The sequence below is a fragment of the Streptomyces musisoli genome, from assembly GCF_016741855.1.
GTDB lineage: Bacteria > Actinomycetota > Actinomycetes > Streptomycetales > Streptomycetaceae > Streptomyces > Streptomyces musisoli.
On sequence record NZ_JAERRH010000008.1, the window covers coordinates 164,058 to 189,105 of the forward strand.

The 25,048-nt window shown below is 72.6% G+C and carries 21 protein-coding genes; 10 read left to right on the forward strand and 11 right to left on the reverse strand.

The window, feature by feature from the left end; genetic code table 11:
* Nucleotides 1-150: 150 nt before the first annotated feature.
* From JK361_RS22115 to rsmI, 10 genes are all read right to left on the reverse strand, one after another.
* On the reverse strand, nt 151-1,923 hold the full coding sequence (locus JK361_RS22115; protein WP_201820995.1) for an outer membrane protein assembly factor BamB family protein: 1,773 nt from the start codon (nt 1,921-1,923) through the stop codon (nt 151-153).
* A gap of 88 nt (nt 1,924-2,011) precedes the next feature.
* Nucleotides 2,012-3,862, reverse strand: a complete 1,851-nt coding sequence (locus JK361_RS22120) for an outer membrane protein assembly factor BamB family protein (protein ID WP_201820997.1) — start codon at nt 3,860-3,862, stop codon at nt 2,012-2,014.
* A gap of 325 nt (nt 3,863-4,187) precedes the next feature.
* Nucleotides 4,188-5,996, reverse strand: coding sequence for an ABC-F family ATP-binding cassette domain-containing protein (locus JK361_RS22125; RefSeq protein ID WP_201820998.1), 1,809 nt, complete (start codon nt 5,994-5,996; stop codon nt 4,188-4,190).
* Between the two features lie 36 nt (nt 5,997-6,032).
* Nucleotides 6,033-6,194 (reverse strand): hypothetical protein, encoded by a 162-nt coding sequence (locus tag JK361_RS22130; RefSeq protein ID WP_201821000.1) that lies wholly within the window; start codon nt 6,192-6,194, stop codon nt 6,033-6,035.
* Nucleotides 6,195-6,259: 65 nt separating this feature from the next.
* On the reverse strand, nt 6,260-7,171 hold the full coding sequence (locus tag JK361_RS22135; protein ID WP_201821002.1) for a 4-(cytidine 5'-diphospho)-2-C-methyl-D-erythritol kinase: 912 nt from the start codon (nt 7,169-7,171) through the stop codon (nt 6,260-6,262).
* Nucleotides 7,168-8,049, reverse strand: a complete 882-nt coding sequence (gene rsmA, locus JK361_RS22140; protein ID WP_201821004.1) for a 16S rRNA (adenine(1518)-N(6)/adenine(1519)-N(6))-dimethyltransferase RsmA — start codon at nt 8,047-8,049, stop codon at nt 7,168-7,170. Before rsmA ends, JK361_RS22135 begins: the two co-directional genes overlap by 4 nt.
* A gap of 334 nt (nt 8,050-8,383) precedes the next feature.
* Nucleotides 8,384-9,718, reverse strand: coding sequence for a resuscitation-promoting factor (locus JK361_RS22145; protein WP_307787309.1), 1,335 nt, complete (start codon nt 9,716-9,718; stop codon nt 8,384-8,386).
* Nucleotides 9,719-10,230: 512 nt separating this feature from the next.
* Complete coding sequence (locus JK361_RS22150; protein WP_201821006.1) at nt 10,231-11,130, reverse strand: TatD family hydrolase; 900 nt, start codon at nt 11,128-11,130, stop codon at nt 10,231-10,233.
* Between the two features lie 47 nt (nt 11,131-11,177).
* Nucleotides 11,178-11,648: a hypothetical protein gene (locus JK361_RS22155; RefSeq protein WP_201821008.1), complete on the reverse strand. Its 471-nt coding sequence runs from the start codon at nt 11,646-11,648 to the stop codon at nt 11,178-11,180.
* A gap of 395 nt (nt 11,649-12,043) precedes the next feature.
* A complete protein-coding gene (gene rsmI, locus JK361_RS22160) occupies nt 12,044-12,892 on the reverse strand; it encodes a 16S rRNA (cytidine(1402)-2'-O)-methyltransferase (protein ID WP_201821010.1) in 849 nt (282 codons plus the stop codon).
* Between the two features lie 125 nt (nt 12,893-13,017).
* On the opposite strand from rsmI, the gene JK361_RS22165 reads away from it, so the two are divergent.
* From JK361_RS22165 to JK361_RS22180, 4 genes are all read left to right on the forward strand, one after another.
* On the forward strand, nt 13,018-14,775 hold the full coding sequence (locus JK361_RS22165; protein WP_201821019.1) for a dolichyl-phosphate-mannose--protein mannosyltransferase: 1,758 nt from the start codon (nt 13,018-13,020) through the stop codon (nt 14,773-14,775).
* Nucleotides 14,776-15,047: 272 nt separating this feature from the next.
* A complete protein-coding gene (locus JK361_RS22170) occupies nt 15,048-15,794 on the forward strand; it encodes a hypothetical protein (protein ID WP_201821021.1) in 747 nt (248 codons plus the stop codon).
* A 209-nt stretch (nt 15,795-16,003) separates the two neighbouring features.
* A complete protein-coding gene (locus tag JK361_RS22175; protein WP_201821022.1) occupies nt 16,004-17,638 on the forward strand; it encodes a penicillin-binding transpeptidase domain-containing protein in 1,635 nt (544 codons plus the stop codon).
* A 96-nt stretch (nt 17,639-17,734) separates the two neighbouring features.
* A complete protein-coding gene (locus JK361_RS22180) occupies nt 17,735-19,396 on the forward strand; it encodes a penicillin-binding transpeptidase domain-containing protein (protein WP_201821023.1) in 1,662 nt (553 codons plus the stop codon).
* Nucleotides 19,397-19,536: 140 nt separating this feature from the next.
* On the opposite strand, the gene JK361_RS22185 is transcribed toward JK361_RS22180, so the two are convergent.
* Nucleotides 19,537-19,875: an SsgA family sporulation/cell division regulator gene (locus JK361_RS22185; protein WP_201821024.1), complete on the reverse strand. Its 339-nt coding sequence runs from the start codon at nt 19,873-19,875 to the stop codon at nt 19,537-19,539.
* 149 nt (nt 19,876-20,024) lie between these two features.
* Between JK361_RS22185 and JK361_RS22190 the strand changes: the two genes are divergently transcribed.
* The 6 genes from JK361_RS22190 to JK361_RS22215 all read left to right on the forward strand — a co-directional run bounded on the left by JK361_RS22190 (nt 20,025) and on the right by JK361_RS22215 (nt 25,041).
* Nucleotides 20,025-21,068: an energy-coupling factor ABC transporter permease gene (locus JK361_RS22190; protein WP_201821025.1), complete on the forward strand. Its 1,044-nt coding sequence runs from the start codon at nt 20,025-20,027 to the stop codon at nt 21,066-21,068.
* A gap of 1 nt (nt 21,069) precedes the next feature.
* Nucleotides 21,070-21,831, forward strand: coding sequence for a cobalt ECF transporter T component CbiQ (gene cbiQ, locus JK361_RS22195; protein ID WP_201821026.1), 762 nt, complete (start codon nt 21,070-21,072; stop codon nt 21,829-21,831).
* The gene (locus tag JK361_RS22200; protein ID WP_201821027.1) at nt 21,819-22,610 is read left to right on the forward strand and encodes an energy-coupling factor ABC transporter ATP-binding protein; all 792 of its coding nucleotides are present in this window, start codon (nt 21,819-21,821) and stop codon (nt 22,608-22,610) included. The genes cbiQ and JK361_RS22200 overlap by 13 nt, the downstream gene beginning before the upstream one ends.
* 10 nt (nt 22,611-22,620) lie before the next feature.
* Nucleotides 22,621-23,100 (forward strand): MarR family winged helix-turn-helix transcriptional regulator, encoded by a 480-nt coding sequence (locus tag JK361_RS22205; protein ID WP_201821028.1) that lies wholly within the window; start codon nt 22,621-22,623, stop codon nt 23,098-23,100.
* A gap of 215 nt (nt 23,101-23,315) precedes the next feature.
* On the forward strand, nt 23,316-23,759 hold the full coding sequence (locus JK361_RS22210) for an organic hydroperoxide resistance protein (protein ID WP_201821029.1): 444 nt from the start codon (nt 23,316-23,318) through the stop codon (nt 23,757-23,759).
* A 121-nt stretch (nt 23,760-23,880) separates the two neighbouring features.
* Nucleotides 23,881-25,041, forward strand: coding sequence for a serine hydrolase domain-containing protein (locus JK361_RS22215; protein WP_201821335.1), 1,161 nt, complete (start codon nt 23,881-23,883; stop codon nt 25,039-25,041).
* The last annotated feature ends 7 nt before the right edge of the window (nt 25,042-25,048 follow it).

Here is a 25,048-nt window from a genome sequence, read left to right on the forward strand (position 1 = left end):
CACCCCCGCCCTTCATGCCCCCGGAAGCTACACGCTTGTTCGACGTCGCGCTGCCCCTCCCGACGAGAAGTGCCCCGGATCGATGAAATCCGGGGCACTTCTCGGCAAGTCACTCATTCGGGCGAGACCGGCGACGGGGCCGGCGGCCGGTCAGCCGTCCGTACCGAACGCCATCACCAGGTACTCCTTGGAGTACGCACTCGGCTTGTGGGCGTACACGGCCGACATGTACAGGCGGCCGTTGCCGTAGAGCAGCTCCGCGTACTCCGGCAGCAGGCTGGTCTCCCCCTCGTGCACATTGCGGGTGCCCGGGTTCTCCAGCAGCGTCGCCGACTTGAACGAACCGCCGTCGATGCTGACGATCTGGCCGCCCTTGTTGTACGGCGGCGACTTGTAGGCGAGCAGGTTGCCGCCGTCCATGCGCAGCGGGGAGAGCGTGTAGCCGTCGCCGGCCTCGGCGCGCTGCCCGGTCGGCTTGCCGGTCTTCAGGTCGAAGGCGACGATCTCGTTGGTCTTGGAGTACTCGGCCTTGCCGTCGTGCTCCTCGGTCGTCAGGTACAGCCGGCCGTTGCCGGCGACGACCTGCCGGCAGCCGTCGATCTGGGTGAGGCCGTTGCAGCGGCCCCCGTACGTGTCCTTCGGGGCGGGGATCCGGGCGAGCAGCTGACCGGTCTTGTTGTCGATGGAGAAGTAGTCCGAGACGTTGTCGCTGCTGGCCCCGACCACCAGCGGGTCGACGGAGACGACGGCCGCGTACTCGATGCCGTCGGGCATCTTGTACTCGGAGATCACCTTCCCGCTCGCCGGGTCGATGGTCTGGATGTGCAGCTGCCGGTTGTCGTACGAGCCGCACCGCCGCACCGCGACGAGCCGGGTGCCGCCGCCGTACCCCTCGTCGAAGCAGGTGTCGTCCTGCTTCGGCTGCCACAGCACCTTGCCCGACTCGATGTCGAACGCGGCGCCGCCCTCCAGGCTGCCGACCGCGACGGTGTGCTGAGCGACCGTCACATTCTGGAAGGTGATCGGGAAGTCACCGGAGTTGACCGACTTCGTCCACAGCTTCTTGCCCGCGGCGAGGTCGATCGCCGCCACCTGGCTACAGCCGGCGGAGCGGCCCTTGTCGGGCATCTTCGGCTGGAAGGCGATCGCCGTCCGGCCGTCCTCGTCGACATGGCCGCTGGCCGCGCACACGGGGCCGGGCAGCTTGATCGTCCACAGCTTGGAGCCCTTGGCCGGGTCGTAGCCGACGATCTCCGCGATGCCGCTCTTGGCGTACACCGTGTCCGTCAGCCACGAACCCGAGGTGACGACGGTGTCCTCCGCCTTGGGCAGCGGGACCTGGAAGAGCACCTTGGAGGCCGGGTCGTCCGGCACCTTCTCCTTGCCGCCACCGCCGGCCGGGCCCCCGGAGCCGCCCGTGCCGTTCGAGCCGCCGCTGGAGGAGGCGGTGTCGTGCGGCTTGCCGTCGTCCCCGGAGGACTTGGCGTACCAGATTCCGCCACCGACGATCAGCGCGATGGCGACGACCGCCGCGACGACGATGAACAGCACGGTGTTGTTCCGCCCGCCGCCGGTCCCCGGCTGGGGCTGCGCCACCACGGTCGGCGGCTGCCCCTGGCCCGGATAGCCGTACCCCGGCTGCACGCCCTGCACGGGCTGCGTGGGCTGGGCGTAGGGGTTGTGCGGCTGGGCGCCGTACCCGGGCGGCTGCTGGCCGGGGTACGCCTGGGGCTGGGCCGGCGGCTGCTGGGCGTACGGGTTCTGCTGCTGGCCGGGGTAGCCGTAACCGGGCTGCGGGGGCTGGGCCGGCGGCTGCGCGGGCGGGGTCTGGGGGTAGCCGTAGCCCGGCTGCGGGGGCTGGGCCGGCGGCTGCGGCGGCTGGCCGGGGGGCTGGTTCGGTGGCGGCGGGGGCGGCTGGGTCATGGCGGAGGTACCTCGGTGACGCTCGGGGGGCCGGACGGCGGAAGGGACGGGGCTGGGGGCGGGTCGAGGCCGGAACGGTGTGCCGGGCTCAGTTGCCGAAGGCCATGATCAGCTTTTCCTTCGAGTCGTCGTCTCCGGACAGCCGGCCCGAGGAGATGAAGAACCGTCCGCCGGACCAGTCGACGACACCGTCGTAGAAGGCGTTCTCGGCGTCGGCGGCGCCCTGCGGGTTCTGCAGCAGCCGGGTGGTCTGGTGGGAGGATCCAGCGACCGGAACCGACACCACCTGGCCGCCCGTGTCGTACGACGGCTGCACGTACGCGATGAGCTTGCCGTCCTCGACCTTGACCGGGGACATCGGCCGGTCACCCGGGGACTTGACCCGCCACTTCTCCTTGCCGTTGGAGAGGCTGATGGCGACGACCTCGTTGGCGCTGACGGTGGAGTCGGTGGGCAGGTAGAGCGTGTCGGCGTCGACCGCAACACCCTGGCAGCCCTGGAGCTCGCGTTCGAGGATCGCCCAGCCGCAGCGGGGGGCGAACTTCTCGTCCACCGTGACCTCCGAGCGGAACTTGCCGTCCTTGGTGAAGGTGGAGATGTTCCAGGTCTTCTTGTCCCGGTTGGTCAGGTAGACGACGAGCGGGTCGACCGAGTAGGTCCGGCTCACCTCCCAGCCCTTCTTGACCTTCTGGGTCCAGCGCACCTTGCCGGTGGCCGGGTCCAGCTCCTGGATCTCCTCGTGCTCGTCGGACGAGCCGACACCGCAGGAGGCCACCTGGATCAGCCGGCCGGTGCCGCCCGCGAAGGCGGCCGGGAAGCATGCCTGGCCGTACCGCTTCTTGTCGTACAGCTTCTTGCCGCTGTCGATGTCGTACGCCGTGCCGGACTGGGATCGGCCCACCATCAGCGTCTTGCCGCTCACCGACAGCTCGACGGTGAGCGCGCTGTCGAACAGGCCGCCGTCGGCGACCTCGCCGCTCCAGCCCTTCGTGCCGGTGCGCAGGTCGATCTGCTGGAGCTGGTTGCACTTGGCGCGGTCGCCGTCGCCGTTCATGTAGGCCACGACGATCTTGTCGTCGGCCGACTTCTGGGGGGTGACCGAGCAGATCTTCTGCGGGAAGGCGAGGGGTCCCCAGGCGGTGCCGCCGTCACCGGCGTTGAAGGCGAAGACCTGCTTGTAGGCCGCCTTCACCGCGGTGTCGCCGGAGACCCACATGCCGGGCGCGTCGGCGCCGGACGCCGGGGCGTCGGGCGCCGGCTTGTACCAGAGCACCTTGGCCTCACCGGCCTGGCGGCCCCCGTTGAGGTTCTCCGGGTCCTCACCGCCGCCGGAGGCGGACGGCGAGGCGGAGGCGGAGGAGGACTGCTTGGGGTCGTCGCTCTGCGCGGCGACGGGCTTCTTCTTGCCGCCGTCGTCGTCACCGCCGCCGGTGAGCGCGAACACCGTGCCGCCGATGACGGCCAGCGCGGCCACCGCGGCACCGACGATCAGCGCCGTCTTCTTGCGGGAGGCCGGCCCGCCGCCGACCGGACCGCCGGGCGCGGTGCCGGGCATGCCCGGGTACGGCGGCTGCTGCGGGTGGCCGTAGCCGGGCTGCGGGGCGCCGTACGGGCCCGGCTGCTGCGGCTGGCCGTAGGGGCCCGGGGTGCCGGGGGTGCCCGCGTACGGTCCCGGCTGCTGGGGATAGCCGTAGCCCGGCTGCGGCTGCTGCGGGGGGCCGGCGGGCGGCTGGGGCGCGCCGAAGCCGCCCTGGGCCGACGGGGTTTGGGGAGCACCGAAGCCGCCCGGGGCGGGCGGGGTCTGCGGAGCGCCGAAGCCGCCCTGGGCCGGCGGGGTCGCCGGTGGCGTCTGCGGTGCGCCGAAGCCGCCGGGCTGCGGCGGCTGTTCCTGCGGTGCTCCGAACCCGCCCTGCGGCGGCTGGTCGGGCGGCTGATTCATCAGCGCTCTCCCCCTCGTTCACTGATTTCTAGCCACGCCCTGGGGGTCGTGACAGACCCAAGGTCGTTCTCAGACTGTTCTCAGACGGCTCTTTCTATCACCCGGCACCGACAGCCCACGGGCCCGCGTCCGCCGCTGTTCCCAAGGGAGAACCGGCCCGTGATGCCGCCGTTACGCGCCTTCACGCCCCCTTCACGCGGCGCGCGCAACGGCCGCGCGCGCGGCCGGATCACGCCGCGCGCGCTCCCCTGGGCCCGAAGGCGTGCTTCACCACTGCCACGCGACGCAGCGCACACCGCCGCTCATGACGGTGTGCGCTCCCGTGTCACGCGTCCTCCGCCAGCTCCAGCCAGCGCAGCTCCAGTTCCTCGCGTTCCTGGGCGAGGTCACGCAACTGGACGTCCAGGTCGGCCACCTTGGCGAAGTCGGTGGCGTTCTCGGCGATGCGGGCGTGCAGCCTGGACTCCTTCTCGGAGACCTTGTCCAACTGGCGCTCGATCTTCTGGAGTTCCTTCTTCGCGGCCCGCTGGTCCGCGGCGCTCTTCTCCGTGGTGGCCGGCTTGGGCGTGGCGGCGGCGGCCTGTGCCGCGACCGCCTCCTCCATGCGTTGCCGCCGCTCCAGGTACTCGTCGATGCCGCGCGGCAGCATCCGCAGCGTGCCGTCGCCGAGGAGGGCGAACACCCGGTCCGTCGTGCGCTCCACGAAGAACCGGTCGTGGGAGATGACGATCATCGAGCCGGGCCAGCCGTCGAGGACGTCCTCGAGCTGGGTGAGGGTCTCGATGTCGAGGTCGTTGGTGGGCTCGTCCAGGAAGAGGACGTTGGGCTCGTCCATGAGCAGGCGCAGCAGCTGGAGCCGCCGCCGCTCGCCACCGGAGAGGTCGCCCACCGGCGTCCACTGCTTGTCCTTGTTGAAGCCGAACGTCTCGCACAGCTGCCCGGCCGTCATCTCGCGCCCCTTGCCGAGGTCGACGCGCTCGCGGACCCGCTGCACGGCCTCCAGGACCCGCCAGGTCGGGTCGAGTTCGGCGACCTCCTGGGAGAGGTAGGCGAGTTTGACGGTCCTGCCGACGGCGATGCGTCCGCCCGCGGGCTGCTCCTCGCCCTCGGTGCGGGCCGCGGCGGCCATGGCGCGCAGCAGGGAGGTCTTGCCGGCGCCGTTGACGCCGACGAGGCCGATCCGGTCGCCGGGCCCGAGCTGCCAGGTGACGTGCTTCAGCAGCACCTTGGGGCCGGCCTGGACGGTGACGTCCTCCAGGTCGAAGACGGTCCTGCCGAGCCGCGAGGAGGCGAACTTCATCAGCTCGCTGCTGTCCCGGGGCGGCGGCACGTCCGCGATCAGCTCGTTGGCGGCCTCGACCCGGAAGCGCGGCTTGGACGTACGCGCGGGCGCCCCGCGCCGCAGCCAGGCCAGCTCCTTCCTGACCAGGTTCTGCCGCTTGGCCTCCTCGGTGGCCGCGATCCGCTCGCGCTCGGCACGCGCGAAGACGTAGTCGGAGTAACCGCCCTCGTACTCGTACACGTCGCCGCGCTGCACGTCCCACATGCGGGTGCAGACCTGGTCCAGGAACCACCGGTCGTGCGTCACGCAGACCAGCGCCGAGCGCCGGTTCTGGAGGTGCTGCGCGAGCCAGGCGATGCCCTCGACGTCGAGGTGGTTGGTGGGCTCGTCCAGGACGATCAGGTCCTGTTCCTCGATCAGCAGCTTGGCGAGCGCGATACGGCGCCGCTCACCACCGGACAGCGGTCCGATGACGGTGTCGAGCCCCTTCGGGAAGCCCGGCAGGTCCAGCCCGCCGAACAGCCCGGTCAGCACGTCCCTGACCTTGGCGTTGCCGGCCCACTCGTGGTCCGCCATGTCACCGATGACCTCGTGGCGGACGGTCGCGGCGGGGTCGAGGGAGTCGTGCTGCGTGAGCACGCCGAGACGCAGCCCGCCGGACTGGGTGACCCGTCCGGTGTCGGGCTCCTCCAGCTTGGCGAGCATGCGGATGAGGGTGGTCTTGCCGTCGCCGTTGCGCCCGACGACCCCGATCCGGTCCCCTTCCGACACGCCGAGCGAGACGCCGTCCAGCAGGGCACGGGTGCCGTACACCTTGCTGACGTTCTCGACATTGACCAGATTGACGGCCATTTCACTCCTGTGCGCGGGGTTCGGGCGCCTCCCAGCCTAGTGCGCGCCGGAGGAAGCCTCCTCCGCCCTGGCCCTGCGCTCCTCGTGGCGGTCGGCGGCGTCCAGCATCCAGTCGTCGCCCCGGCGCTGTGTACCGGCCCGGATGCGGCGGCTCGCCTCCACACAGCGCGGGTCGCCCTTGTCGGCCAGCCCGTACATGGCGTGGACTTCGGCCGGGTCACCCGGCGTGCTCCGCCGGGGCCGGTGCGGCCGGTGCCGGTGTGCTACGCCGTGGCCGACGTGGTCAGCACGGTGGCGCCCGGGGCGGGGGCCGTTGCCGTGCGGACCGTGCGGCAGGTGCCGGAGGCGCGGAGCACGTCGGCGATCTTCGTGGCCGACTCCGGGTCGCGGGCGAGGAACGCCGTCGTGGGGCCCGAACCCGAGACCAGCGCGGTGAGGGCGCCGGCCGCGCGTCCCGCGGCGAGGGTGTCGGACAGCTCCGGGAAGAGGGAGAGGGCCGCGGGCTGGAGGTCGTTGGAGACGGCGGCCGCGAGCGCGTCGGGGTCCCCCTTGGCGAGGGCGTCGAGGAGTTCCCGGGAGGCGACCGGCTCGGGGATGTCGCATCCCTCCGCGAGGCGGTCGAACTCGCGGAAGACCGCCGGCGTGGACAGCCCGCGCCCGGCCATCGCGAACACCCAGTGGAAGGTGCCGCCGACCTCCAGGGACGTCAGCAGTTCGCCGCGTCCGACGCCCAGCGCCGCGCCGCCGACCAGGCTGAACGGCACGTCGCTGCCCAGCTCGGCGCAGATGGCGAGGAGTTCGGCCCGGGAGGCGCCCGTGCCCCAGAGCGTGTTGCAGGCGAGGAGCGCGCCCGCGCCGTCCGCGCTGCCGCCCGCCATGCCGCCGGCGACCGGGATGTCCTTGGTGATGTGGAGGTGCACGGCCGGTTCGATGCCCCGGCGCTCGGCGAGGGCGATCGCGGCGCGCGCCGCGAGGTTGCCGCGGTCCAGGGGGACCTGGCCGGCGTCCGGGCCCTCGCAGGTGATCCGCAGCTCGTCGGCCGGGGTCACGGTGACCTCGTCGTACAGGCCGACGGCGAGGAAGACGTTGGCCAGGTCGTGGAACCCGTCAGGTCGCGCGGCGCCCACGGCGAGCTGGACGTTGACCTTGGCCGGAACCCTTACCGTGACGCTCACTTGCCGGTCCCCTCGTACGCGTCCTTGTGCTCGGCGATGCGGGCGAACTCCTCGACCGTCAGCGACTCCCCGCGCGCCTGCGGCGAGACCCCGGCCGCGACCAGGGCGGCCTCGGCGGCCGCCGCGGATCCGGCCCAGCCGGCGAGGGCCGCCCGCAGCGTCTTGCGGCGCTGGGCGAAGGCCGCGTCGATCGCCGCGAAGACCTCGCGCTTGGTGGCGGTGGTCTTGACCGGCTCGGTCCGCCGGACGAGCGAGACGAGCCCGCTGTCGACGTTCGGCGCCGGCCAGAAGACGTTGCGGCCGATGGCGCCGGCCCGCTTGACCTCCGCGTACCAGTTGGCCTTGACGGACGGCACGCCGTACACCTTCGAGCCGGGCGCGGCGGCGAGCCGGTCGGCGACCTCGGACTGCACCATCACGAGCGTCCGCTCGATGCTCGGGAAGGTGTCGAGCATGTGCAGCAGCACGGGTACGGCGACGTTGTACGGCAGGTTCGCCACCAGGGCCGTCGGCGGGGGGCCGGGCAGCTCGCCGACGTGCATGGCGTCGGAGTGGACCAGCGCGAACCGGTCGGCCCGTTCCGGCATGCGGGCGGCGATGGTCGTGGGCAGCGCGGCGGCCAGGGTGTCGTCGATCTCGACGGCGGTGACCCGGTCGGCGGCCTCCAGCAGCGCGAGGGTGAGCGAGCCGAGTCCGGGGCCGACCTCGACGACCACGTCGTCGGGGCGCACGTCCGCGGTGCGGACGATACGGCGGACCGTGTTGGCGTCGATCACGAAGTTCTGGCCGCGCTGCTTGGTGGGGCGGACACCGAGCGCTGCCGCGAGCTCACGGATGTCGGCGGGGCCGAGGAGGGCGTCGGGGGTGGGGCTGCTCACGGGACAAGGGTACGGGGGCGGGGAGCGGCGGGTTGCCAGGTGCCCGGGGTGGGGGCACCGGGTGGGGCTGGGCCCTGGTGGGGAGGGACTGGCCCGGGGGGACGGAGGGCAGGCTGGCAGGGGCTGGGCGGAGTGGGGAACCGCCCGGGGTGGGGGACGGGCCGGGGTGGGGTCGCTTGCCCGCGCCGGCGGGGTGCCGCCTGCGCCCACCCGTGCCGCCCCAAGCGGCACGACTGCCCGCAGGCTGCGGTGACGACCCGCAGGCCGCGCGGCGGTGGCCCGTCGGCCCTGCGGCCGGGGCGGTTGCCCTGTGGCCGGGGCGGTGGTCCGTCGGCTATCCCCTCAACCGGGAGCCGCAGTGTGGCCAGGGGGTTGCGCCTCGGCTCAGGTACAGCTTCTTCGCCCGGTACGTCTGCTCGTCCGCCGGGGCGTCCTGGGGGCGTCCCCTGCCGCCGAGGCTGTGCCATGTGCGTGCGTCGAACTGGTACAGCCCGCCGTACGTCCCCGAGGGGTCGACCGCGTGCGGCCGGCCGCCGGACTCGCAGACGGCGAGCCCGTGCCAGTTCAGGTGGTCGGCGCCGTGCACGGAGACGGGCCGCGGCTTGGTGCCGAACTTCACCACCTGCTTGCGCGGCTTGCGCACCACCTCGGTCTTCTCGAGGCGCGGCTTCTGCCGGACCCCGTTGACGGTGCGCAGGTAGTAGGTGGTGCGGCGCAGCCCGGGCCGACCGGGCCGGGCGACGACCTCGGTTCCCTTGAAGAGCGAGGGGTCCCCCCTCCGCTCGACCGCGAACGGGATCTGCTCCTCACGGATCTCCCGCCGCCCGCTCACCCGCAGCACGGTCACCGTCTGCCCGTCGCGCGGGAAGCTGTCCGGCGCGACGGAGACGGTGTCCTGGCCGTGCAGGGTGATCCCGGCCTCCTCGACCACCTCGCGGACGGTGGCCGCGTTGGTGCGGATGGTGCGGGTCCGGCCGTCCGCCATGACCGTGACCGCGCGCTCGGTGCGCACGTCGAGCGCGAGCCCGGCGCGCCCGATGTGCTGGGAGCGCGAGGCGGACAGGTACGCGCCCTCGGCGCGCACCCCCAGCTCGTCGAGGGCGCCCTCCACCGTGGGCGCCGTCGTCCACACCTCGTGCCGGCGGCCGTCCAGTGTGAGCCGCACGGGGCGCCCGTACCGCACCGCGACCGCGTCGCCGCTGGCGAGCGCCGCGCCCGGGGCGGGCGCGATCACGTCGTGCGTCCCCGTGCGCACGCCCTCCTCGGAGAGCAGCTCGCCGACGTTGTCGGCGAAGGTGTGCAGGGTCCGCTGCCTGCCGTCGACGTTCAGCTCGACCGCCTTGTCCTCGGCGACGAAGGCGGTGGTGCCGCCGGCGAGGAAGGCCACGACCAGCGCCTGCGGCAGCAGGCGACGCATGGCGGATTCCGGGCGCTCGGCGGAACGCGCCCGGCGCCTGCGCGCGGCCCGCCCCTTCAGCCCGGCCCGCGCACCCGGCCCGTCCGCCTCTCCCGTCACGGCGTGCCCGCCGTCCGCGGGATCCGGATCATGCTCGCGCGCGCCCTCGGCGGGCGCGCCGCCGCTCTGCCGGGGCAGCACCGCCTCGTCCCCGCGGTTGTGCACCCGCTCGTCCCCGCGGGCCTGCACCCGCTCGTCCCCGCGGGCGTGCATCGGCTCGGTCACGCGGGTGTACACCACTTTGTCCACGCAGGCGGGCGCTGCCTCGTCCACGCGGGGGTGCAGCGCCTCGTCCACGAGGGTGCGCTCCGGTCCGTCCGGGCGGGGGTGCGCCGGTGCCTGCGGGTGCGCCCTGGTCTCGTAGGCGGGCCGGTAGGTGTCCTCGTACGCCGTCTCCCGCACCGTCGCGTCGTGCGGGTGCGGGGCCGCCTCGCCCGGCACCGCGCCGTACGACGCCACCCCGTAGCCCACCGTCTCCGCGTCGTGCAGGCCGGGCCACGCGCCGCCGTGCTCGCCCGGCGGCGCATAGGGGCCGTAGGCCTGAAAGGTCTGGTACTGCGATTTGCTCACGCCGACACGCTCCAGAAAGCCAGAGGGGTCCGGATCGGGGCCAGAACCTAGCGGAGCCCTCGTCACTCTCCAAAGCGGCGCGACTACACACCGTCGCGACAGGACCCCAGCCGGGTCCCGCCGGACGTTATCGACCGGTTACGATCAATACACTCTCAGTAATCGAAGGCGCGCGCGGTGTTCGCGCCCAGCGCCGTCGCCAGCGCGTCCTCGTCGATGCCGCGCACGGCGGCCATCGCGCGGACCGTGACCGGAATGAGATACGGGGCGTTGGGCCGTCCGCGGTACGGCGCCGGGGTCAGGAAGGGCGCGTCGGTCTCCACGAGGACCAGTTCCAGCGGGGCGACGGCCAGGGCGTCCCGGAGATTCTGGGCGTTCTTGAAGGTGACGTTGCCGGCGAAGGACATGAAGTAGCCCTCGCGGGCGCAGATCGCGGCCATCTCGGCGTCGCCGGAGTAGCAGTGGAAGACGGTGCGCTCGGGGGCGCCCTCCTCCTTCAGGACCCGCAGCACGTCGTCGTGGGCGTCGCGGTCGTGGATGACGAGCGCCTTGCCGTGCCGCTTTGCGATCTCGATGTGGGCGCGGAAGGACCGCTCCTGGGCGGCCTTGCCCTCGGGGCCGGTGCGGAAGTGGTCCAGGCCCGTCTCGCCGACGCCCTTCACCTGCGGCAGCCCGGCCAGCCGGTCGATCTCGGCGAGCGCCTCGTCCAGGGCCGTGTCGCCGCCCGGTGCGCGGGCGCCCTGCCGGGACCAGCCGTCGGGATCGCCGTGCACGATGCGCGGGGCCTCGTTGGGGTGGAGGGCGACGGTGGCGTGGACGCTCTCATGAGCGGCGGCGGTCTCGGCGGCCCACCGCGAGCCCGCGATGTCGCAGCCGACCTGGACGACGGTCGTGACGCCCACCGAAGCGGCCTTCGCCAGGCCCTCCTCGACCGTGCCGGACTGCATGTCCAGGTGGGTGTGGGAGTCGGCGACGGGCACCCGCAGGGGTGCCGGGAGCGGCGGGGCCGCGTTCTTGTCGTCGCCCTTGGAGCGGTGGCCGGCGTTCGAAGGCATGCCCCGATCCTACGAAAGGGGCATGCCTTCGCGGACCGGTGATCCGTTCAGCCCGCCTTGCGCTGGAAAGGGTGCAGGAGATCGGACAGGTGCCAGTGGTGCGGCTCCTTGGCCGGCCCCGCCACCCGCGGTTCCGTGCCCGCCCCCCGCGGTTCCCCGCCCGCCGCCCCCTGCGGCTGCGCGCCCGGCACCTGCGGCGCCTCGACCGGACCGGCCGCCGGCACCCGGTGGTGCCCGCGGTCGCCCGTGCCGCGCACCGAGGAGACCTGGCCCGCGCGCATGATCCGCACGATGTGGCCGTCGCAGTTCTGGCAGCTGGGCCGGCTCAGCGGGGACGGCACGACCCGGCCGTCGGTCACGTAGAGCACGAATTCCGCCCCCTCGGCGTCCGTGTGGTGCTCTATCGCGTACGACTGCTCCCAGCCGTGCCCGCAGCGCATGCAGGCGAACGAATACGACTCGTGAACGACGGCTGTGGCCGTACCGCGGAGGCCGGTCTGCCCTGCTATGTCACTCATGCCAGCTCCTCGTGTCCGCTGGACAAGCGCCCCGGCCCGGGGATTCCCCGGGGGACCCTGGGGCGAGGGACGGGTGCGTCCCTTCGACCAGTGGACGCCTCTCGTGGCGTGAATGCACCAGGGCTGTCGAGTGTTGGAGGCGATTTGGTCGTCGCTTGCCCAAGCGACTCGAATGAGCCGGCTGAGCTTTGCCATCGACGCCAACGCTTTGCTCTCCCATGGGGCGTGAAGCCCCGACGGGAACCCGGACGAAGGCCCGGCGCGGGCGCCCCGGCGGCGCCGCCCGGACGACACCCCGACGGCACCGCCCGGGCGGCACCACCCGGGCGGCGTTACCCCGACGGCACCACCGAGGCGGCGTTACCCGACGGCACCACCCGGGCGCCAGCCCCCCGTCAGTCACCGGCGCGCTTGGCCGCGACCACGGCGTCGAAGACGACCCGCTTCGGCAGCCCGGCCTCCGCCGCCACGGCCGCGATGGCCTCCTTGCGGCGCTCCCCGGCCTCCTCCCGCACCCGCACCCGGCGCACCAGCTCCGTGGCGTCCAGTTCCTCGGGGCCGGCCTCGGGCGCGCCCTCGACCACGACGGTGATCTCCCCGCGCACGCCCTCCGCGGCCCACCGGGCCAGCTCGCCGAGCGGACCGCGCCGTACCTCCTCGTAGGTCTTGGTCAGCTCGCGGCAGACGGCGGCCCGCCGGTCCGCGCCGAAGACCTCGGCCATGGCGGCGAGGGTGTCGTCGAGCCGGTGCGGGGCCTCGAAGTAGACGAGCGTGCGCCGCTCGCCTTCGACCTCGCGCAGCCGGGAGAGCCGCTCGCCCGCCTTGCGCGGCAGGAAGCCCTCGAAGCAGAACCGGTCGACGGGCAGCCCGGACAGGGCGAGCGCGGTGAGCACCGCGGACGGCCCGGGCACGGCGGTGACCCGGATGTCCTGCTCGACGGCCGCCGCGACCAGCCGGTAGCCCGGGTCGGAGACGGAGGGCATGCCGGCGTCGGTCACCAGCAGCACGCGCGCCCCGCCCAGCAGCTCCGTGACCAGTTCGGGGGTGCGGGCGGCCTCGTTCCCCTCGAAGTACGAGATCACGCGGCCCTTGGGCGTGACGCCCAGCGCCTGGGTGAGCCGGCGCAGCCGCCGCGTGTCCTCGGCGGCGACCACGTCGGCGCCGGCCAGCTCCTCGGCGAGCCGGGGCGGCGCGTCCGCGATGTCGCCGATGGGGGTACCTGCCAGGACAAGGGTTCCAGTCACGCCCCCATCCTCCCAGGAGTTCCGGGGCCCGTTCCGGGTGCCCGCGAACGGGGGAATCCGACCGTCTCCCGACCGGTACCGCACATGCACGGGACTCGCACAGAACGGTTCCCTACGATGGCGCGGTGACCAGTACCGCGTCCTCCATGGACCTCCGGCAGGGCCAGGCACCGCACGACCGGCGGCCGTCGTGGCAGCAGCGGCTGCGCCGATTCGGGTACGTACCGGCCAAGGACGCGCCCACGGGCGACGTACGCGACCGGCTGGTGCCGCCGTACGCGGAGCCGAGCCCCCGGCTGTGGCGGGCGCTCGGCGTGCCGCCGGTCCTCGCCGAACGGATCACGCGGTGGTCGGGCTGGGGCGGCCCGCTCCTGGTGACACTGCTGGCGGGCGTGCTGCGCTTCTGGAACCTCGGCAGCCCGCGCGCGGTGATATTCGACGAGACGTACTACGCCAAGGACGCCTGGGCGCTCGTCCACCGCGGTTTCGAGGTCAGCTGGGACAAGTACGGCAAGGGCGCCAACGACCTGGTGCTCCAGCAGCACGGCTCGCTGGCGGTCCCCACGGACCCCGCGTACGTGGTGCACCCGCCGGTCGGCAAGTACGTGATCGGGCTCGGCGAGCTGGTCTTCGGGTTCGACCCGTTCGGCTGGCGCTTCATGACGGCGCTGCTCGGGACGCTGAGCGTGCTGATGCTGTGCCGGATCGGGCGCCGCATCTTCCGCTCGACGTTCCTGGGCTGCCTCGCGGGCGCGCTGATGGCGGTGGACGGCCTGCACTTCGTGATGAGCCGGACCTCGCTGCTCGACGGCGTGCTGATGTTCTTCGTGGTGGCCGCGTTCGGCTGTCTGGTGGTGGACCGGGACCGGGCGCGGGAGGCACTGGCCGCCGCGCTGCCCGTGGGTGAGGACGGCAGGGTCCGGCCGAACGCGCAGGTCGCCGACGCCTTCCGCTTCGGGTGGCGTCCCTGGCGCTGGACGGCCGGGGTCATGCTGGGCCTGGCCGTCGGCACGAAGTGGAACGGCCTGTACGTCCTGGCCGCGTTCTGTGTGATGACGGTCCTGTGGGACGTCGGCACCCGCAAGGTGGCCGGCGCCTCTCGCCCGTACGTCGCCGCTCTCAAGTACGACACCGGCCTGGCCTTCGTGGCGACGGTGCCGGTGGCGCTGGTGGTCTACGTGGCCTCCTGGACCGGCTGGATCCTCTCCCCGACCGACGGCACGGGCGGCTACTACCGCGACTGGGCGGCCACCGACGGCAAGGGCGGCCTCTGGTCGTTCCTGCCGGACTGGCTGCGCAGCCTGTGGCACTACGAGCACGAGGTCTACAAGTTCCACGTCCACCTCGACCAGCCGCACACGTACCAGTCCAACCCGTGGAGCTGGATCGTGCTGGGCCGCCCGGTGTCGTACTTCTACGAGTCCCCCTCCCCCGGCGCCGACGGCTGCCCGGCGGACGCGGGCCAGAAGTGCGCCCGGGAGGTGCTGGCGATCGGCACGCCGCTGCTGTGGTGGGCGGCCTGCTTCGCGATCGGCTACGTCCTGTGGCGCTGGGCGTTCCGCCGCGACTGGCGGGCCGGTGCCATCGCGTGCGGGATCGCGGCCGGTTACCTGCCCTGGTTCCTGTACCAGGAGCGGACGATCTTCCTCTTCTACGCGGTCGTCTTCCTGCCGTTCCTCTGTCTGGCGGTGGCGATGATGATCGGCGCGATCGTCGGCCCGCCGGGCTCCAGCGACACCCGCCGGGTGGTCGGCGCGACGGCGGCGGGCGTCCTGGTACTGCTGATCGCCTGGAACTTCATCTACTTCTGGCCCCTGTACACCGGCCAGGCGATCCCCATCGACTCCTGGCGCTCACGCATGTGGCTGGACACCTGGGTCTAGCCGGGTACACGCGCCAGGGCGGCCCGGCAGGATGCCGGGCCGCCCTGGTCATCGTCTCGTGGTCGTCCCGCCCGCGACCTCTCCTGGCCGTCTCGGGCTGGCCCGACCGGGCCCGACACGTCACGGTTGGACTCGGGCGGCCGTGCATGCGCCGGAGGACGAGGGAGGTCGAGGTGTTTCGTCGGGTCAGACCGGTCGGGCACCCCGCGAGAACGGTCTCGGCGGCCGGGCGGCCCTCCCCGAGGACAGGGGCCGCCAACACCGTCGTCTCGGTGCTCTCCGCTCTCATCGCCGCCGTTTCCGCCTTCTACGGCGTCCGTGCGTCGGTGAGCATCGCCGACACACAGCGGCAGGACGCGGCTCGGAGCGCGATCTCGGACTATGTCGTGAAGATGAGCGAACTCGTCCGTACGAGTAAATCCGATCCGAGGAACGAGATCGTCATCCTCGCCAGCCAGGTCGATGCCCTGATCGCGCAGTACGGCCAGGACAAACTCCATGTGAGCGCCTCGACCTACCGGCTGACAGGGCTGTTCCTGACGCTTTCGACCACCGACCTCGAACTTGCGGAGCGTATGGGCCGTAAGGCGCTGGAGCTGTCCGCTCGAATGGAGCCGGACGGGGCGGGCGGACTGCGCATGGTGGACCCGCTGGAGGCGCTTCAGGCGCATCGGGTACTGGCCGATGTCGCCGCTCAGAACCTGGATCTGCACAGGATGAACAGCGAATACCAGGCAGCGCTCGACATCATCGGGTCGGAAGGAAAACGGAACAGGTACATCCGGAAAGAGGCGCCCCACTACACCCGCGCCTATTGGGCACTGAGCGCGATGCAGCTGGCCGACGGGGTGGACAAGCCGGACGCGGCACTGTGTGACGAGGTGCGGCGCCGCGCGGTCGCGGCACGCGCCGACCTCCAGGCGCTGGGCAGGCAACCGGAGATCGTCCGCCGAGCCGGACGTGTCCACACCGACCGCTGTTCGACCGGGGTCCCCTTGAAGGATCTGCAGACATACTGAACTGCTCGACGTCCCCTGGAAGCCGGCCGACCGGCCGAGGCCGGCCGGTGGAGCCGCCAGCCTGGCGGCGTCAGGCCTTCGGCCGGGCGCCCGCGCTCGAGTCACGGTTTGGACAACATCAGCAGCACGGGCGCCGCAACCGCTTACAGTGCTCCCGCACACCGGTTTTGAACGCGTTCAACAGGCTGAACGGGAGGGGTACCCGCGCCATGCGCAACGGGGTCAAGGCGACCGTCATAGGCGGCGTGTGCGTCACGCTGCTGGGCGGCGCCGGTTACGGGGTCTACAACTTCGCGTCCGCGACGAGCGGCGACGGCGGCGCGGGAGGCGCGGCGGCCGTGAAGACGGGGCCGCCCGACGACTCCGAGGTGAAGGAGGCGACGGGGGCGTTCTTCGCCGCCTGGGAGAAGGGCGACGCGGCGACCGCGGCGTCGTACACGAACTATCCGGAAGCCGCCCAGGAGCTGATGACGGCCTACGGCGACGCCGCGCACATCGGCGAGGTGCGGATCACGCCCGGCAGGGCCACGGGCGACACGGTGCCCTTCACGGTGACGGCGGCGGTGTCGTACCACGGCACGTCCCACCCGCTCACCTACCGGAGCACGCTGACCGTCGTACGCGGTGAGACCTCGCACCGCGCGCTGGTCGACTGGCAGCCCTCCGTCGTCCACCCGCGGCTGCGCAAGGGGGACACGCTCACCACCGGCGAGTCGGCCGCTCCGGAGATCGAGGCCGTGGACCGCTACGGCAAGGTGCTGACGCGCCGGAAGTACCCCTCCCTCGGCCCGCTCCTGGACGAACTGCGAAGACGGTACGGCGACAAGACCGGCGGCCGGCCCGGTGTGGAACTGGTGATACGCCATCAGGCGGCGGCGGACGGCAGCCAGGCCGCGGACACCACGCTCCTCACCCTGGTCAAGGGCAAGGCCGGCAAGCTCCCGACGACGCTCAGCGCGAGCGCCCAGGCGGCGGCCGAGACGGCCGTCATGAAGTACCCCGAGTCCTCCGTGGTGGCCGTCAAGCCGAGCACCGGCGAGATCCTCGCCATCGCCAACAACCGCCGGGACGCCTTCGACGCGGCCCTCCTCGGGGAGCGCGCCCCCGGCTCCACCATGAAGATCATCAGCGCCGCGACCCTCATCGACAGCGGCCTCACCACGGCGAACGGACCGGCGCCCTGCCCGCCTGACGCCATGTCGGAGGGCCAGACCTTCCACAACCTCAAGGGCCTGGCGCCGGACGGGCACGCCACCCTCGCCGACAGCTTCGCCCGGTCCTGCAACACGGCTTTCATCAAGTTCGCGGACGAGGTGAAGGTGGACTCCCTCACCCGGGAGGCCGAGGACCGGTTCGGCCTGGGGCGGAACAACTGGCAGATCGGTGTGCCCTCGTTCGACGGCCGGGTGCCGGCCGCCGGCGGCCCCGACACGGCCGCGGCCCTGATCGGTCAGGGCCAGGTCCAGATGAGCCCGCTGAACATGGCGTCCGTGACGGCGACCGCGATGACCGGCGCCTTCCGTCAGCCGGTGGTCGTGCCGTTGAAGCTGGACGGCCGCGAACCGGCACGCGCGCGTGGGCTGTCGCCGGGGACCGTGCGGCAACTGCGCGCCATGATGAACCGCACCGCGCGCAGCGGCACCGCGGCGGGCGTGATGGCCGGGCTGAGCGGAGACGTCGGCGCGAAGACCGGTTCGGCCGAGGTCGACGGGGAGGCCAGGTCGGACAGCTGGTTCGCCGGTTACCGCAACGACGCGGCGGCGGCTGCCCTGGTCCAGGACGGCGGGCACGGCATCGACGCGGCCGGGCCGATTGTCGCAAGCGTGCTACGGAACGCGGGCTGACATCACCCGGGGAGACGGGGACTTTAAGGTGATTGCAGTCGTTGGGGAGTGTGAGGGCTGCGAAGACCCTGGGAAAGGCGCGGAGGAACTGAGGCTGTGGGCAAGAGAAGGCGCGTCGCCGAGCGACGGAAGAACAGACCCGCCGTGCTCGGCGGGATGATCGCCGTCGTCGTCGGCGGCGCCGGGTTCGGCGTCTACGCGCTGTACGACGGCGGAGCCGCGGCCGACGAGGGTTCCGCCGCCGGTCACAAGAGCGTGAAGACCGGCCCGCTCACCGCGACCGAGGTCCGCACGGCCTCCTCCCGCTTCCTCACCGCCTGGCAGCACGGCAAGGTCACCGAGGCGGCGGCCGCCACCGACGAGCCGTCCGCGGCCGGCAAGCTGCTCACCGGCTACGCCAAGGGCGCCCACCTCAAAGACGTCGCCTTCACCCCGCAGCCGGCGAAGGGCGCCAAGGTCCCGTTCTCCGTGAAGGCGACGGTGGCCTACAAGGGCCTCAGCAAGCCGCTGACCTACACCAGTTCGCTCACCGTCGTGCGCCGGGCGAGCGACGGCGAGCCGCTGGTCGACTGGCGCCCGGCCGTCGTCCACCCGGATCTGCGGGACGGTGACAGGCTCGTGACCGGCGAGTCCGGCACCCCGCCCGTCAAGGCGCTGGACCGCGACGGCGGCGGCATCACGGCGGCGAAGTACCCGTCCCTGGGCACGGTGCTGGACGGGCTGCGGGAGAAGTACGGCAAGCAGGCGGGCGGCACGGCGGGCGTCGAGCTGCGCGTGGTGCGCGGCAAGGAGGCCAAGGCCGCCAAGCTGTCCGACAAGACGCTGGTGGAGCTGAGCAAGGGCACCCCGGGCACGGTGAAGACGACGCTCAGCCCCTCTTTCCAGGCGGCGGCCGAGCAGCAGGTGGCCAAGCGCGCGCGGGCCTCCGTGGTCGTCATGCGGCCCTCGACCGGTGAGATCCTCGCGGTCGCCAACAGCGGGCACGGCTTCAACACCGCCTTCCAGGGCTCCCTCGCGCCCGGCTCCACGATGAAGGTCATCACGTCGTCGCTGCTGATCGACAAGGGCCTGACGTCGGTGGACAAGCAGCACCCCTGCCCGAAGACGGTCACCTACGGCGGCTGGAAGTTCCACAACGACGACGACTTCGAGATCAAGGGCGGCACGTTCAAGGCGAGCTTCGCCCGCTCCTGCAACACCGCGTTCATCAGCCAGGCGAAGAAGCTGGACGACGACGACCTGACCAAGCAGGCCCAGCAGGTCTTCGGGCTGTCGATGAACAACTGGGCGATCGGCGTGCCCACCTTCGACGGCTCGGTGCCGGTGCAGTCGGCGGCGCAGATGGCGGCCTCACTGATCGGCCAGGGCGGGGTGCGCATGAACCCGCTGAACATGGCCTCGGTCGCGTCGACCGTGCAGTCGGGCACCTTCCACCAGCCGTACCTGGTGGCGCCCTCCGTCGACCACCGCACGCTGGCCACCGCCTCGCGCACCATGTCGGCCAAGACGCTGTCCCAGCTGCGCGAGCTGATGCGGTACACGGCCGCGTACGGCACGGCGGCGGAGGCCATGTCGGGGCTCGGCCCGGACTACGGCGCGAAGACCGGCTCGGCCGAGGTCGACGGGCAGAAGAAGCCGAACGGCTGGTTCACGGCCTACCGCGGTGACCTCGCCGCCGCCGGCGTCGTCCAGGCGGGCGGACACGGCGGTGACACGGCCGGCCCCATCGTGGCGTCCCTGCTGAAGCGCGGGAGCTGATCGGGTCCGCGGCGGGAGCCGAGCCGGTCCGCGGCGCGGCTGCCGATGAGGTCCGCAGCCGGGAGCCGGCCGGGTTCACCCTGCGGGGGCTGATCAGGTCCGCAGCCGGGAGCCGGCCGGGTTCACGGTGCCGGGGCCGATCAGGTCCGCACCGGCTCGACGGTGTACGTCCGCCGCAGGAATCTGACCAGCGCCTTCGACTCGAACTGCACCACTTCGACACCGTGGTCGCTGTGGAACTCGACCACGGCCTGCACCCGGCCACAGGGCCACACCCGGACGTCGCCGCTCTCGGCCGGCGTCCGCAGCCCCTGTTCGAGCAGCGCGCGGGAGAAGGTCCACTCGTGCGGTCCGGGCAGGTCGATCCGGACGGACCGGGGATCACTGTCAGGGTCGTACCGCAGCATGACGGGTACGGCCCCCGGGTCCTCCTCGTCCGTGACGATATGAGCGCGCGCGTACTGCTCGACTACAGACATCGGACCGCCCTCTCACGCACCGTGACCTATGCGAAAGTCGTGCATCCGCTTTCCATCAAGAGTCGCACATTTTCCGGCACGCGCCCGGCGAAAGTTGGAGACTCCGTCTCTCTTGCAAAGCGTTCGCAACAAGGCCCTAAAATCGACGGGTGCACGTACCTGACGGATTCATAGACGCCCCGACCTCCGCGGTCACCGGAGTGGTCGCCGCCGGCGCCCTCGCGGTGAGCCTGCGCGGCGCCCGCAAAGAACTCGACGAGCGCACCGCGCCGCTGGCCGGCCTGGTCGCGGCGTTCATCTTCGCCGTCCAGATGCTGAACTTCCCGGTCGCCGCCGGGACCAGCGGCCATCTGCTGGGCGGCGCGCTCGCCGCGATACTCGTCGGCCCGTACACGGCCGTGCTGTGCGTGTCGGTCGTGCTGCTCATGCAGGGTGTGCTGTTCGCGGACGGCGGCCTCACCGCGCTCGGCGTGAACATCACCGACATGGCGATCGTGACCACGCTCGTGTCGTACGCCGTCTTCCGCGCCCTGCTCGCCGTGCTGCCCCGCAAGCGGCGCTCGGTGACCGTGGCCTCCTTCGTCGCCGCCCTGGTGTCCGTCCCGGCCGCAGCGGTCGCCTTCACGCTGATCTACGCGATCGGCGGCACCACCGACGTCTCCATCGGCAAGGTCGCGACCGCGATGATCGGCGTGCATGTGCTGATCGGCATCGGCGAGGCGGTCATCACCGCGCTCACGGTCGGCGCCGTCGTCGCCGTGCGCCCGGACCTGGTGCACGGCGCGCGCGGCCTGCGCCAGCGGCTCCAGCTGCGGGTGAACGGCGCGCTGGTGGACGCCCCGGCGCCCACCGCGCCCGTGGCGGCGCGCACGTCGCGGCGCACGCTGTGGGTGACCGGTCTCGTCACCTCCCTGGTCCTCGCCGGCTTCGTCAGTTTCTACGCCTCCGCCAGCCCCGACGGCCTGGAGAAGGTCGCACACGACAAGGGGATCGACAAGGAGGCGAAGGAGCACGCCGCGGCCGACTCGCCGCTGGCCGACTACGGCGTCAAGGACGTCTCCGACGCCCGGCTGTCCGGCGGCCTCGCCGGCGTGATCGGCGTCGGTGTCACCGTCGTCGCGGGCAGCGCGGTGTTCTGGGCGCTGCGCAGGCGGCGCGACGCCGACGCCTCCCCCGTGAACACCGGCGTCTGACATGGGCGCCGGACACGCGCACAGGCTCTACCGGCACGGGCACTCGCCCGTGCACGCCCTGCCGCCGCACACCAAGCTCGCCGCCACGTTCCTGTTCGTGGTGGTCGTCGTGTCGACCCCGCGCGAGGCGATGTGGGCGTTCGCCGGGTACGGGGTGCTGCTCGCGGCCGTCGCGTACCACGCGCGCGTGCCCGCCGGTTTCCTCCTCCGACGGCTGCTGATCGAGGTGCCCTTCGTCGCGTTCGCGGTGCTCATGCCGTTCGTGGCGGAGGGCGAGCGGGTGCACGTGCTGGGGCTCTCGCTGAGCGTGAACGGGCTGTGGGGCGCCTGGAACGTGCTCGCCAAGGGCACGCTCGGCGTCGCCGCCTCCGTGCTGCTGGCCGCCACCACCGAGCTGCGCGAACTCCTGCTCGGGCTCCAGCGGCTGAAGCTGCCGCCGCTGCTCGTGCAGATCGCCTCCTTCATGATCCGCTACGGTGACGTGATCACCGACGAGATGCGGCGGATGCGGATCGCCCGCGAGTCGCGCGGCTTCCAGGCGAAGGGCGTGCGGCACTGGGGCGTGCTCGCCAAGTCCGCCGGCGCGCTGTTCATCCGCTCCTACGAGCGCGGTGAGCGCGTCCACCTGGCCATGGTGAGCCGGGGCTACGCCGGCGCGATGCCGGTCATCGACGAGGTGACCGCGTCGGGCGCGCAGTGGCGGCACGCCCTGGCACTCCCCTGTGCCGCTCTCGTCGTCTGTCTGCTGGGATGGGTCCTGTGAGTACTGCTGCGTCCGCGCCTTCGCTGGAGGTCTCCGGCCTCGCCTTCGCCTACCCGGACGGCCACCAGGCCCTGTTCGGTGTGGACTTCTCCCTCGCGCGCGGCGAACGCGTCGCCCTGCTCGGCCCCAACGGCGCCGGCAAGACGACCCTGGTGCTGCACCTCAACGGCATCCTGGGCGGCGGCACCGGCACGGTGACCGTGGCCGGGCTGCCGGTCGGCAAGCAGCACATGGCCGCGATCCGGCAGAAGGTCGGCATCGTCTTCCAGGACCCGGACGACCAGCTGTTCATGCCGACCGTACGGGAGGACGTGGCTTTCGGTCCGGCCGCCGCCGGGGTCAAGGGGGCCGCGCTGGAGGAGCGGGTGCGCACCGCCCTGGAGCGGGTCGGGATGCAGGACTTCGCGGACCGGCCGCCGCACCACCTCTCCTTCGGGCAGCGCCGTCGCGTCGCGGTGGCCACCGTGCTCGCCATGGAGCCGGAGATCCTGGTCCTGGACGAGCCGTCCTCCAACCTGGACCCCGCCTCCCGTCGCGAACTCGCCGACATCCTGCGCTCCCTCGACGTGACGGTCCTCATGGTCACGCACGACCTGCCGTACGCCCTGGAGCTGTGTCCGCGCTCGCTCGTCCTCAGCGACGGCGTGATCGCGGCGGACGGCCCGACCGGCGAACTGCTCTGCGACGAGGAGCTGATGCGGGCGCACCGGCTGGAGCTGCCGTTCGGCTTCGATCCCCGCTCGGTGGAGCGGGCTCCGGGGCAGCCGGCGCGTCCGTGACAATGGGCGCGTGACGCGTCAACACGACCGAGACGACAGGGCGGGCGCCGGGTCGCCGCTGCTGGACGACCAGCTCTGCTTCGCGCTGTACGCGGCGCAGCGTGCCGTGACCGCCGCGTACCGTCCGCTGCTGGACGACCTGGGGCTGACCTACCCGCAGTACCTCGTGCTGCTGGTGCTGTGGGAGCGCGGGGAGACCAGCGTGAAGGAGCTGGCGCGCGCCCTCCGCCTGGACTACGGCACCGTCTCGCCGTTGCTGAAACGGCTGGCGGGGGCGGGTCTGGTGCGCAGGGAGCGCGCGGCGGACGACGAGCGCACGGTGCTGGTGGCGTGCACCGGGCGCGGTGAGGAACTCCGGGAGCGCGCGGCGCGCGTGCCCGGCGCGCTGCTCACGGCGACGGGGCTCGACGCCACGGAGGTGGTGGCGTTGCGCGAGGAGTTGCGGCAGCTCGCGGAGCGGGCGGAGAGTGCGGCGAGGCGCGCCCGCTGATCCTGAGCGCCGGACGCCGGGTGCCGTCTCGGCCGTCGTACCGGGCGCCGTAGCAGCCGTCGTACCGGGCGCCGTAGCAGCCGTCGTAGCGGCCGTCGTACCGCGCGCCGCTTCCTGCGGCGCCCCGGATCCACCCCCACCTGCCCTGATCCACCTACCGGCCAGTACATTGTGCACAATACACTTGCGCACCACTTGTTCGGGAGAGGCCGGCCATGACCGAGGGCACTGTCGACACACGTCCGACGAAGATCATGTACGTCGCCGAGGCCACCGCCCACGGCGGCCGGGCCGGCTATGTCACCAGCCAGGACGGCCAACTGGAGCTGAAGGTCGCGATGCCCCCTGAGCTGGGCGGCGACGGCAACGGCACCAACCCGGAGCAGCTGTTCGCGGCCGGCTACAGCGCCTGTTTCCACAACGCGCTGATCCTGGTCGGCAACCGCGCGGGCTACGACCTCACCGGCTCCACCGTGGCCGCGAAGGTCGGCATCGGCCCGAACAAGCACCGCGGCTACGGCCTCGCCGTCGCCCTCAGCGTCTCCCTGCCGATCCTGGACCCGGAGGTGGCGGCCGGGCTCGTCGACGCGGCCCACGAGGTGTGCCCGTACTCGAACGCCACCCGCGGCAACATCGACGTGTCGATCCTGCTGGGCTGAGCCCCCGCGCCCGGGTGGGCGTCAGACCGTAGCCGAGATCACTGTCCGGCCAAGGAATCCAAGGCCGCATCCCTGTGTTTCACTCGTCGTCGCAAGCGAGGGAAGGGACCCGGGCGTGAGTGTGGACGTGAACGGCACGGTGGCCGAGGGCTTCGAGCCGGTCGGGGAGGCGTTCGCGGCGAACTTCGCGCTGCTCGGGGAGCGGGGCGCGGCCGTCGCCGTCTACCGCGACGGGCACCGGGTCGTGGACCTGTGGGCCGGCACCAAGGACGTGGACGGCGAGGCCCCCTGGGAGCCCGGGACCGCGCAGATCGTGCGCTCCGCCACCAAGGGCGTGGCCGCCGCCGCACTGCTGCTCCTGCACCAGCGCGGCGAGCTGGACCTGGACGCCCCGGTCGGCGTGTACTGGCCGGAGTACAAGGCGGCCGGCAAGGAGCACACGCGCGTACGGCACCTGCTCGCGCACCGCGCGGGCGTGCCCGTGCTGGACCGCCCGCTGACCCCGGCCGAGGCGGCCGATCCCGGCCTGGGCGCCGCGGCGGTCGCCGGCCAGGCGCCGGTCTGGGAGCCGGGCACGGACCACGGCTACCACGCGCAGACGTACAGCTGGCTCACCGGGGAACTGCTGCGCCGGGTCACCGGGCGGCCGCCCGGCGAGTGGATAGCCGACGAGATCGCCGGGCCCGTCGGCGCGGACCTGTGGCTCGGCCTGCCGCAGTCGGAGCACGCGCGCGTGGGCCGCGTCGGCCCGGCACCGGCGCCGCAGACCGCGGGCGGGCTGAAGACCCGTCCCAAGCGCGCGGTGGCCGATGCCTACGCCGACCCGGACTCCCTCACCCGCCGCGCGTTCGCCGCGATCACCCCGCTCCCCGACGAGAACGCCCCCGCCTACCGCGCCGCCGCCCTGCCCGCCTCCAACGGCATCGCCACGGCCGACGGGCTGGCCCGCTTCTACGCCTCGCTCATCGGCGAGGTGGACGGCGGCACCCGCCTGTTCACCCCCGAAACCGCGGCACTGGCCCGCGCCGAGCAGTCCGCGGGGCCGGACCGGGTCCTGGTGGTCAACACCCGCTTCGGCCTCGGCTACATGCTGCACGGCGCCGCGTCCCCGCTGCTCTCCCCGGGCTCCTTCGGCCACCCGGGGCGCGGTGGCGCCCTCGCCTTCGCCGACCCGGAGAGCGGCATCGCCTTCGGCTACGTCACCAACGGCTTCCGGCAGAGCGTGACGGCGGACCCGAGGGCGCAGGCGCTGGTACGAGCCGTACGTACGGCGCTCGCCTGATCCGCGG

Bases quoted from the DNA above. Each gene is read 5' to 3' on its own strand.
- JK361_RS22115 (WP_201820995.1), bottom strand. From the start codon at position 1,923: ATGACCCAGCCGCCCCCGCCGCCACCGAACCAGCCCCCCGGCCAGCCG.
- JK361_RS22120 (WP_201820997.1), bottom strand. From the start codon at position 3,862: ATGAATCAGCCGCCCGACCAGCCGCCGCAGGGCGGGTTCGGAGCACCG.
- JK361_RS22125 (WP_201820998.1), bottom strand. From the start codon at position 5,996: ATGGCCGTCAATCTGGTCAATGTCGAGAACGTCAGCAAGGTGTACGGC.
- JK361_RS22130 (WP_201821000.1), bottom strand. From the start codon at position 6,194: ATGTACGGGCTGGCCGACAAGGGCGACCCGCGCTGTGTGGAGGCGAGC.
- JK361_RS22145 (WP_307787309.1), bottom strand. From the start codon at position 9,718: ATGCACGCCCGCGGGGACGAGCGGGTGCAGGCCCGCGGGGACGAGCGG.
- JK361_RS22150 (WP_201821006.1), bottom strand. From the start codon at position 11,130: ATGCCTTCGAACGCCGGCCACCGCTCCAAGGGCGACGACAAGAACGCG.
- JK361_RS22155 (WP_201821008.1), bottom strand. From the start codon at position 11,648: ATGAGTGACATAGCAGGGCAGACCGGCCTCCGCGGTACGGCCACAGCC.
- JK361_RS22175 (WP_201821022.1), top strand. From the start codon at position 16,004: ATGCGCAACGGGGTCAAGGCGACCGTCATAGGCGGCGTGTGCGTCACG.
- JK361_RS22185 (WP_201821024.1), bottom strand. From the start codon at position 19,875: ATGTCTGTAGTCGAGCAGTACGCGCGCGCTCATATCGTCACGGACGAG.
- cbiQ (WP_201821026.1), top strand. From the start codon at position 21,070: ATGGGCGCCGGACACGCGCACAGGCTCTACCGGCACGGGCACTCGCCC.
- JK361_RS22200 (WP_201821027.1), top strand. From the start codon at position 21,819: ATGGGTCCTGTGAGTACTGCTGCGTCCGCGCCTTCGCTGGAGGTCTCC.
- JK361_RS22210 (WP_201821029.1), top strand. From the start codon at position 23,316: ATGACCGAGGGCACTGTCGACACACGTCCGACGAAGATCATGTACGTC.